The organism is Proteiniphilum sp. X52, from assembly GCF_003712195.1.
In the GTDB taxonomy this organism is placed as follows: domain Bacteria; phylum Bacteroidota; class Bacteroidia; order Bacteroidales; family Dysgonomonadaceae; genus Proteiniphilum.
Map to the genome: position 1 here is coordinate 1 of NZ_RDSD01000053.1, position 2,704 is coordinate 2,704.

Annotated in this window: 2 protein-coding genes; both read right to left on the minus strand. The window is 36.4% G+C overall.

Features of this window, described 5'->3' with window-relative positions; genetic code table 11:
• Positions 1-1,032 precede the first annotated feature (1,032 nt).
• Positions 1,033-2,091 (minus strand): BF3164 family lipoprotein, encoded by a 1,059-nt coding sequence (locus D7D25_RS17470; protein WP_158602668.1) that lies wholly within the window; start codon positions 2,089-2,091, stop codon positions 1,033-1,035.
• Positions 2,092-2,197: 106 nt separating this feature from the next.
• Entirely contained in the window at positions 2,198-2,563 is a 366-nt protein-coding gene (locus D7D25_RS17475) for an NVEALA domain-containing protein (RefSeq protein ID WP_255417383.1), read from the minus strand.
• Positions 2,564-2,704: the final 141 nt, after the last annotated feature.

Consider the following 2,704-nt stretch of genomic DNA (forward strand, 5'->3'; position numbering starts at 1 on the left):
TTGAAAATCATCGTGATATTTTATATTCATTGCTGTTTTTCTTGTAAAGGAACAGAATAAATGAGAATTGACAAAAGAATAAAGTGTTAAGATTCTGTTCAAATTCTGTCGGCTATTTATTCGATCTTCTTAGGGGTTTGTTCCAATAGCATGTTCCTGAATGAGGTTTCACCGATTCCAGACCGACCATTCTTTTTCCGGGCCTATAGAAAAACGGCTTTACCTTTTTCCATTGTAAACGCACGTTCCTGGATTCCCCCTGAATGATTTTTCAGATAGTACAAGCGTCCCGAAGGAATATTCTCATACAGTAACGAATCTGAAGAGGCAACCTGTACGCCTAACGATCTCCAGCCCTCCCTGTCGCTTATGAACAAAGGATCGGTATCCGGGTACCCCAGAATTGTGAGTGTGTCAGGTGACTATACTCATGCAGCAACGAATCCGATTCGTCAATCATATCCTTTCAGGGTTGGGTGAAATAATTATCGTGATGCCGCTCATAAAAGGTATTTCTTGCATCATCGATCACCAAACCGTTTATCCGCCGATAAGAGAGAATATATTCTCAGAATTCGTCAAAAGAGCAATCTTGAGTATATACATTCCCTTTCCATGCCTTAAAGGTTAAATCAATTTCGGATATAAGTTGTTCTGCCGATATGTTTTCCAGATCGGACTGAAAAGGCAAACTGCACAATTTGAAATGTCTATTGGAAAAGTTATTCCAAAGGCTATCTGTTTTTTGACTTCCGGTATTCATTTCATACCCATACTCCTTTGCCAATGAGACATAATCGTTATAAAATGGAGTGCATATACCGATGATCTCTTCGTTCTGTGCAAAAGATCCGGGCATATCATTATAAGAAACCGGGCAGCTTGTAATTTCAAAGTGTCATCTTCATAATGTTTGAGCACTTTCTCTAATTCAGTCCGATTATTTCCCGCGAGTTCCAAAGATTGTGATTCACTCTTGTCTGTAAATGATTTCTTAGTAACTGTTAATTACATTGTATTAACTTTTCCCTTTCAATTATCTAATTGATACTCTACAAAAACCCCTTCTGGATTATATCCTATTCCGTAAATTGTGTTTTTCTCATTGTCAAATTTCATTGAAAAGAGCGGGGTATCTAAAATATAATGTTTGACAGGATTACCATCCCAGTCATATACCAGTAAATTTTCACAATGATGACTCTCCATTCCATGTTCCGTAAATGTCCTTCCGGAGTATAAAGCATATACGTAGTCTTCATCACAGTCCAAATCGCAAAATCCAATTGGACCATCTTTAGACCAGGCAATGCCGCCTCTCTCCAGTAAAATAAATTTTGGGCCGTAATATTTCATCTGCTTATACTCTTCTAAAATCGATCCGTTGATATAATTGAAAAAAGATATTACCCCAAGGTCTTGCGTCGCGGCGACCACTTTCTTATTATCCGGTTTATTTACTATATGCGTACTGATATATAACATCGATAATTCCATCCCGGTTGTATTGCTGGTCTCTTCAAAACTCGGGAAGTCCACTTTTGATATTATCTCTCCATTCCCTTTCAAAGAGGCAAACCAGGCATCATCAAATAGTCCGGTAGCTATCATATGGGAGCCCTGATAGTTTATTACGAATAGTCTTGTATCGAAATTAATATCTTCGACTTCTCTTAACGTTAATGTTGTATCGGATGATATATCGATCCGGCTTATTTTTTTTCTGTCAGTATCGCATATCAAAAATCTGCCGTCTTTAAGTTGAAGACTGCTTGGCGATATAATTTCACCGGGGCCATTACCTGTCTTTATACCCTTGATTACTTTCTTTGTATCGAAATTAACAAGGTGGAACATCTTCTCATTCTTAAGATCCCAAACCATATATGAGTCATCCTTCCGAATTACTTGACCTGGCCTTAATATGTCAAATTCTTCCAAATCAATCACTCTGGAGTGAGTTAACCTCTGTTTTCGGCTTTTCTCGAAGTACTGGATCGGGTTATTGATTGTCTTATTACAGGATAAAATGGCTGACACAATGAATAAGATGAATATATATATTTTGTTTTTTAAAATTTGATTAATCATTTTCATGCGATTATTTTACTCTTTTATTTCAGTATCGGATTAAAATTAAGAAGAGGATGTATAAAATCATGCTTAATAAATTTTATACATCCTCTTTGATCAATAATTAATAATAATACCGTGCGGGGTATATCCAATGGCCTACCGGATCAACGTCTATTGGTGGAATATAACACCAACACGGTTGGCAGTCATGGATACACATGTGAGGTAGATCAGGAAATTCCCCATTGGCGAGCGCCTCCACATTCATTAATGCTAAATCAGAAAGATTAGCCTCATTTTTCATTGTTTGACTCACTCCGTAGCCTGCGGCTACCAGAAGCGCAAGGGCGAACAGCCCCGATAAAACTCTTTTTTTCATAAATAAAAAATTTAAATGAATGATATGATTACTTATAATTCCTTCCTCCGAAGAAGAAGGAGTTTTTGCTTCTTCGTTTTCAATAAGTTCATTTTGTCCATTTCGCAAAGGTGGCAAAGTTCATAATTTAAACCATTTTTTTTGACTCACTTATAACTCACTTTTTATAATGCATTGAAAATCAATATGATATTTTATATTCATTCCTGTTTTTCTTTATAGAAAATTAAAACAGGGTTTAGTTCTTCA